We start from the raw sequence: 7,368 nt of genomic DNA, 5'->3' as shown, positions 1-7,368 counted from the left end.
GAGTGCAAAGATAAAAGGAATATTTAACTTTGCAAAAACTTATTTTAATTTATTTTTTGAGAAACTTTTTGATGCCTTTTTCTCTTCTCTTTACCCGCTTTTGGGATGACAAAGGTGCACGTTATTTTTTAAATAACCATGGAAACAACACCTTTTTTTTGAAGAAATTCCTAAGTGTATTCATTTACATACATTTACGAAAAAAGAACTTGTCAAAATCAATCCTTGACTTCCTCAAGGACCAAATCAGCCACCCTATTAGTAGTTAAATAAGGATTAGCCGATGAGCATTCAAAGATAGTAGCCTGTTTACAATTGACACTATCTCCAGCAATTCATTTAAAAAATACATTTTGTAATGGTCTTAACTCAATTCTAACCTTCACCTCCACTCCCTAATCAGAGACAGTGAATTCATGCCCAACTTCTAAACATCAGAAACGCCCATAAACCTTACCTCAAACAAGCTACTTAAACAATACAACTTAAGGCAACAGATGCAATGCTCCACCCTTTCGTTAGCACCTTATAATAACACTTTGCTTTCCTTCAATCCATTAACACCCAAAATTCCTCATAGTAGAAAAAAACCAGTATTCTTATACTATTACTATATAGTAGTAGGTGACATCATAACCCGAATAGAAGCCGAATTTACTAATTCATCAGGCTTAGCCATACTAGTAAGACTTTAATTACTGTTTCTCCTAACAATAATAGCACTACCAAAGAACAACATTACCCGGAAACGCTTTTTGCTTTACCATTATTATTAGGACATCGATTACAATCAACCACCCTTATTATATCAGTTCAACAAAACTGGATTCAAAATCTAGTTTAACCTATTATGCCATATAAAGGAGCCAAGGGAATGCTTAATACTGATTTACATTCATTAGCCCTAATAGTGCACAAACTGATTCCCCTACTTAATAAGCTCTTTCCAAAAATCATCCGCATTGCCTTTAAGGTTAACCTCATCTTCATTCCATGGAATCAGGGTATTGGTAAATAGTTTATTGTAAAATAAGTAAAGCTTTCCATCTACAATCTTAAAGGTTTTGGGATTAATAGAAACTTTCTCCCCATTATCCCCCATAGCATAAGCACACCAACCACCATATTGCGGTTCATACTTTATGGGGTCCCCTTCAAAAAGGCTTTTGTTTTTTAAGGAGGAAAAGTAGTAAGTCACTCCTTTATAATTTAAGCTGTACTTTTTGCTACCTTCTGTAGCTACTCCTTTTGTAAAGTAGGCCACAGGATCATAGCCATCAATAGCCAGATGCCTTGAATCTAAGTTAAAATGTCCCACACGTTTAGACGTGTCCACTCCTTGGAAGAAAAAACTGCAGGTACTAATAAATAATAAAGTGCTTAGCTTAATTGCGAAATTCATGGCTTCAGTATTTAATGGTCTAATCCAAATAGCCTACGTAATTCAAGGAAAAAAAATTAAATCTTAACCAAAAAAAAACATTTACCCCAATTTTACTACTTAAGACAGCTTTAGAATTTCAACCCAAGATTCATCGAAAATAAAAGTTATTAGCTAAAAAACTCAGCTACCTGATTTCAACTTCTTCCTGTAGAAAAAAGAAAAGGCTACTACAACTCCAACTGTTTCCATACCTGCTTTCCCAAGCATTGAAAACCTTACTTATAAATAAATGAGCAATATCAATTTATAATTCAAAGGAGGTTGATATAATAATTAACACAGGATTTTATAGCTAACAGAAGGTCCTTTAATCATTTTGCGATTAAACTCTTTCCTGCAAATGAAAAAATGAAAGACAAGACAAAAGCACTTAATTAATAACAGCTCTTATCTTCCTGAGTAAAAACAGGAATTGGAAGGATTCATTAAAAACCAAAAAACCATGCAATTTTTGAAAATTACATGGTTTCGATGCTAAATAATTCAGCTTTTAGTGACCTCGCCAGGATTCAAACCTGGAACCTCTTGAGCCGTAATCAAGTACTCTATTCAGTTGAGCTACGAGGCCATTCCTTCTAAATGGAATGCAAAGGTAAAGAATATCCCCAATATTACAAAGAAGGAATAGGTGTAAAAATGAAATGATTTTACTTGGCTAATAATTTTATTTTAAGAATAATTAAGATCAACAGGCAATCAAATCAAGCATTATTTCCTAATTTAGCCGTTCGATAGGTTAAAAAATATTTGTTTTCATGAAAAGACTTTCTATTATATCCTTTATTTTATTGATCACTTTTCAACTACAAGCCCAAGAAAAGGAACGTACATCGATAGGTGGCAGACCGAATATTAAGGGTGACTTGTTTTTGGATTTCGGATTCAATATGCTAAATAACAGGCCTGATGATTTGAATACGCGTTTTATTGCATCACGTGTTGTCAATGTTTATTACCAAACCCAAATTGATTTGGGAGAAAACACAGGCTTCACTTTCAACCCTGGTTTCGGACTGGGTCTTGAAAAACTCGCTTTTAAAGATCAAATGACTCTCGTTTCAGATCCTGACAAAGCTGTAAATTCAAGTATGCTTGTGCCAATTTCTGAGGTATATGGAGCCGATGCTAGTGTATCTTCCAATACTATGGCCATCAACTATTTTGATGTTCCGCTTGAATTCAGGTATCATGTCAACAAAAAAGACTATAACAGCGGTATTCGAGTAGCTGTTGGAGGTAAGATTGGTTTACTGTACAATGCTCATTCAAAAATATCTTTCACTGATGGTGACGGTTTGGAACAAAAAATTAAAAATTCTCAGAATTTTGGATTGAACCCCATTAGGTATGGTGTTTATACTCGTTTAGGATTTCCAGGATTCAACGTTTGGGGATATTATGGATTAAATGGCGTATTTGAAGGGAACAAAGGTCCTTACGGTACAGAGTCCACTCAATTTAATTTCGGACTTTCGGTAGCCTTATTCTAATCGAAGAAAATTTCTTGATTTTAAGAAAGGAGCGGATTAATAAATCCGCTCCTTTTTTTATGTCAATTGATTAACAAATGATAATACACTGGAAAACATATCCCAAATCCCAACAAAAAGCCAGCATAAACCTCTGAAGGCCTATGGGCATTGAGGTACAACCTGGCTGTCCCTATCAAACCGCTGAGCACAATGACCAGTAAAAAATAATAAAACATTGGGCCTGAGGTGAATTTTACTGACAATACCCCTACAATAGCTACCCATCCTCCCATCGCTGTCTGATGAGCACTAATTTTATAAAAGAAAGTAACAACTGTCATCAGTACCAAACTAACAGTAACCAACCCAAGTGTAACAAGCAGCAATTGATCTATATTCAGTTTCCAATAGAAGAAGGAAACTGTCATCACATAAAATACAGACACCAAGGCAAAAGGATAAATCCTTTCCCTTCTGTTAGGCAACTGTAGGCTATTGATTACTGCTGAATACCGTAACCCAAGCAGGCCCAATAATGGCACAAGGAAAGTAGTAAATCCAATCAAAAGCAATACAGCCCATTTCGCTCCTTTCGGAACCATTGTAGCTTCTGGAACTATATAGAACAAAGTGGCTACCATGAAGGTAGGTATCACCAAGGGTTGGAAAATTACCGATAAACCTAAAGCTGTCTTTTTTAACACTACAATTCTTTTCTAAGCCTTGCTACTGGAATTTGCAGCTGTTCCCTATACTTCGCTACTGTTCTCCTTGCTATATTATATCCTTTCTGGTTTAACAGTTTCACTAATTTATCATCCGAAAGTGGCTTTTTCTTGTCCTCTTCGTCAACCATTTTATTTAGTACACTTTTCACTTCTCTATTACTTACATCTTCTCCACCATCTGTAGCTATCCCCTCAGAGAAAAAGTATTTTAAAGGAAATACACCAAATTCTGTCTGTATGGACTTACTATTGGCCACCCTAGAAACAGTAGAAATATCCATATCTATTCTTTCAGCAATATCCTTCAGGATCATTGGTCTCAACTTGGTTTCATCACCATCAAGGAAAAATTCATGTTGATAATCCAGAATAGACTGCATGGTACGCATCAAGGTTTGTTGCCTTTGTTTGATGGCATCGATAAACCATTTGGCAGAGTCCAATTTCTGCTTGACAAAGGACACTGTCTCTTTTAGTTTTTTGTCTTTCTTATCACTTTTATCATAGGCATTGAACATTTCAGAATAAGACCTACTGACTTTTAATTCAGGAGCATTCTTTGAATTCAAGACAATTTCAAACTTCCCATTCACACTATTCAATATAAAATCAGGAATCACATAATGGTTTCGAACCATACCGTCAGAAACGCCTCCTGGTTTAGGGTTCAATCTTGTAATCAAGTGAATCACTTCTTTAAGCTCTTCCTCCTTGATTCCTGCTTTTTTCAATATTTTATCATAGTGCTTTTTAGTGAATTCCTCAAAACACTCCTGAACAATATAAATAGCTCTTGGCACCAAGGGATCAGGATCCTCTGTGGCATTTCTCCGCTCTAATTGAATAATCAAACATTCCTGCAAATTTCTTGCAGCTATACCTGGAGGGTCAAAAGTTTGAATCTTAAAAAGTATCTCCTCTACTTCGTCAATATCAGTTTCAACATTCTGACTAAATGCCAAATCATTAATTATGGCTTCAAGATCCCTCCTTATATAGCCATCATTTTCTATACTTCCTATTAACTGCGTACCAATCAAACGTTGGGTATCGTTTAATTTCAGGAAATTAAGCTGGGATAGCAATTGTTCATGAAGAGAACTATAGCTTGATAAGGGCATATCTCTTTCTTCCTCATCTGAAGAATAGTTTCCATCCCCTTGCATTTTATATCCACCGTATTCTTCATTAAGATAATCTTCGATATTGATATCTTTGTCATCTTTGGACTCTGGGCCGTCAGTATTGTCTCCGAACTCCTCCTGTTGGGTTTCAGCGTCCACGTCTTTCCCTTCCTCTAAGGCTGGGTTAATCTCTAACTCCTCTTCAATTCTGGATTCAAGCTCAGCAGTAGGAACCTGCAGCAGTTTGATAAATTGAATCTGTTGAGGAGATAATTTCTGAGATAATATCTGGTTTAAATTCAGTTTCTGCATATATTAAAACCTATTAATGGTTTGAGTTATTTCCATCTAGTTTCCGAAGAAACTCGATTGGAATTCAAATTTAGGAAATAAGATCAAAATTTTGATAAAAAGCGTATTATATCGTTTTTTTGCATTCGAATTAAATGTGCGCCCTTTTGGGTTTTTTATTTTATAACAAGGAATCGTCATGTCATTTAACAACAGAATTAAAATAAAACATTTACTGGAGAACCCTACTCCAGAGGAAAAAGCGACCCTAATGGGTTGGGTAAGAACCAAAAGGAGCAATAAGCACGTAACTTTCATCGCCATAAATGATGGGTCTTGTATCCAAAATTATCAATGTGTGGCCGACCCTCAAATAATTTCGGAAGATATTCTTCGAAAAGCAAATACTGGGGCCTGTTTGAAAATTACCGGAACAATCGTAAACTCTCAGGGTGCTGGGCAATCTACTGAAATCCAAGCCACCTCTATAGAAGTACTGGGAGAAGCCGATCCTGATAAGTTTCCGATTCAGCCAAAAAAACACTCTTTGGAATTCTTACGTGAAAATGCTCACTTGAGAGTTAGGACAAACACCTTTGGGGCAATCTTTCGTGTGCGCAACCAACTTTCCTTTGCGATTCACCAATATTTCCACGAAAAGGGATTTGTCTACATTCACTCACCAATCATCACTGCATCCGATGCAGAAGGTGCCGGTGAAACATTCCAGGTTACGACATTGGATCTTAAAAACCCTCCAAAAAATGAAGAAGGAGAGCTTGATTTTCAAGAAGACTTCTTTGGAAGGGCCACAAATTTAACGGTTTCGGGCCAGTTAGAAGGAGAGCTTGCTGCTATGGCCTTGTCTGAGGTCTACACCTTCGGCCCCACTTTCCGAGCGGAAAACTCTAATACAACCCGACATCTTGCAGAATTTTGGATGATCGAACCAGAGATGGCCTTTTTCGATGCTGAAGACAATCAAAACCTTGCTGAGGATTTTTTACAGTACGTTATAAAATTCGCTTTAAAGCATTGCAAAGAGGATTTGGAGTTTTTGGACAAGCGAGCAGCTGAGGAAGAGAAGGTTAAAAAAGCAGATCAAAGAAGTGATATGGGTCTATTGGAAAGACTGGATTTTGTTACTCAAAACGAATTTGTTAGAATCACTTACACAGAAGCTTTTGAAATATTGAAGGCTTCTAAACAGAATAAAAAGAAAAAGTTTGTCTACCCTATCGAAGAATGGGGTACGGATCTCCAATCGGAACACGAAAGATTTCTGGTAGAAAAACACTTTAAAAAGCCGGTAATCCTTACTGACTATCCAAAAGAGATCAAATCCTTTTACATGAAACAAAATTCTGACAACAAAACAGTTGCTGCCATGGATATTCTCTTTCCTGGAATTGGAGAAATTGTTGGTGGTTCTCAGCGGGAAGAAAACCTGGACAAGCTTTGTCAACGAATGGACGAACTAAAAATAAGCAAGGAAGAGATGTGGTGGTACCTTGATACTAGGAAATTTGGAACAGCACCACATGCTGGCTTTGGTTTGGGCTTTGAACGATTGGTACTGTTCGTTACTGGCATGGGCAATATTCGAGACGTAATACCATTTCCAAGAACCCCAGGAAATGCTGAATTTTAATATCTATTTTGAGATCCTTGGGCAGAAGCCCAAGGATCATTACTTTCATTATATTTTTTTCTTTTAGCTTTCTTCATTTACTGCATATTTAACCACTGAAACTTCTACCTAATCTATTTCCCCAGATAGACAGTGGGGCCTTCTTTTTCTCATAAGTAGATTTCATTCAAAAAATCACGAAACAGCACAAGCGCTTTTAAGGCTAACAAGGTTTTAGAATAATATACGAAAAGAGTGTCATAGATCTTATAGTCTGATTATTAAATCATACTAAGGAAATGATTAATTTATGTTAGGGTTTACTAAAGCCTTTGTTTTTAAACTCGTTTTCCCCATCAAGCATGGGGAAACTCCATAAGAAAAGTGTATACTCAGAGAAAAATAAACCTAAAAAGAAACTGAAGCAAGGCTTAATTCGATTCCTACATTTAAAATTACAGCTTTATTTGAAGTTTAAATACATTGAGTATCGAGTAAAAAAATATTAAACCCGGATTATGTAATAGGATTCGTAATAGCCTGTCCCGTGTTTACGGGAAGTGTTGCAATCGCAAGAAAATCGGTCGTGTACTGAAATAGGTTGACACAATTTAATTAAAAATTGTAAACCTATAATCGGACAAAATGAGTGAATTACAAAAGTTCTCCGAAGATGCAA

5 protein-coding genes and 1 tRNA gene are annotated in these 7,368 nt (G+C 36.2%); 2 read left to right on the top strand and 4 right to left on the bottom strand.

All coding sequences use genetic code 11. The annotated features are described in order from the left end of the window. Positions 1-928: 928 nt before the first annotated feature. Complete coding sequence (locus tag AC13EX_RS06950; RefSeq protein ID WP_482892103.1) at positions 929-1,402, bottom strand: YHS domain-containing (seleno)protein; 474 nt, start codon at positions 1,400-1,402, stop codon at positions 929-931. A gap of 536 nt (positions 1,403-1,938) precedes the next feature. Continuing rightward, positions 1,939-2,012: transfer RNA gene (locus AC13EX_RS06945), tRNA-Arg, on the bottom strand. 187 nt (positions 2,013-2,199) lie between these two features. On the opposite strand from AC13EX_RS06945, the gene AC13EX_RS06940 reads away from it, so the two are divergent. Beyond that, a complete protein-coding gene (locus AC13EX_RS06940; RefSeq protein ID WP_048642363.1) occupies positions 2,200-2,934 on the top strand; it encodes a porin family protein in 735 nt (244 codons plus the stop codon). 62 nt (positions 2,935-2,996) lie between these two features. On the opposite strand, the gene AC13EX_RS06935 is transcribed toward AC13EX_RS06940, so the two are convergent. After that, a complete protein-coding gene (locus AC13EX_RS06935) occupies positions 2,997-3,620 on the bottom strand; it encodes a PA-phosphatase (protein ID WP_482892102.1) in 624 nt (207 codons plus the stop codon). Then, positions 3,620-5,080 (bottom strand): RNA polymerase factor sigma-54, encoded by a 1,461-nt coding sequence (rpoN, locus tag AC13EX_RS06930; protein WP_048642362.1) that lies wholly within the window; start codon positions 5,078-5,080, stop codon positions 3,620-3,622. Before rpoN ends, AC13EX_RS06935 begins: the two co-directional genes overlap by 1 nt. A 178-nt stretch (positions 5,081-5,258) precedes the next feature. Between rpoN and asnS the strand changes: the two genes are divergently transcribed. Then, positions 5,259-6,710: an asparagine--tRNA ligase gene (asnS, locus tag AC13EX_RS06925; protein ID WP_482892101.1), complete on the top strand. Its 1,452-nt coding sequence runs from the start codon at positions 5,259-5,261 to the stop codon at positions 6,708-6,710. Positions 6,711-7,368: the final 658 nt, after the last annotated feature.

The organism is Cyclobacterium sp. L-R, from assembly GCF_056859355.1.
The sequence above is the reverse complement of the archived record's forward strand: the minus strand, read 5'-3'. Positions and strand labels throughout refer to the sequence as shown.

What these genes read in the sequence shown, in the direction of transcription:
- AC13EX_RS06950 (WP_482892103.1), bottom strand. Translation starts at nt 1,402, where the DNA reads ATGAATTTCGCAATTAAGCTAAGCACTTTATTATTTATTAGTACCTGC.
- AC13EX_RS06940 (WP_048642363.1), top strand. Translation starts at nt 2,200, where the DNA reads ATGAAAAGACTTTCTATTATATCCTTTATTTTATTGATCACTTTTCAA.
- rpoN (WP_048642362.1), bottom strand. Translation starts at nt 5,080, where the DNA reads ATGCAGAAACTGAATTTAAACCAGATATTATCTCAGAAATTATCTCCT.
- asnS (WP_482892101.1), top strand. Translation starts at nt 5,259, where the DNA reads ATGTCATTTAACAACAGAATTAAAATAAAACATTTACTGGAGAACCCT.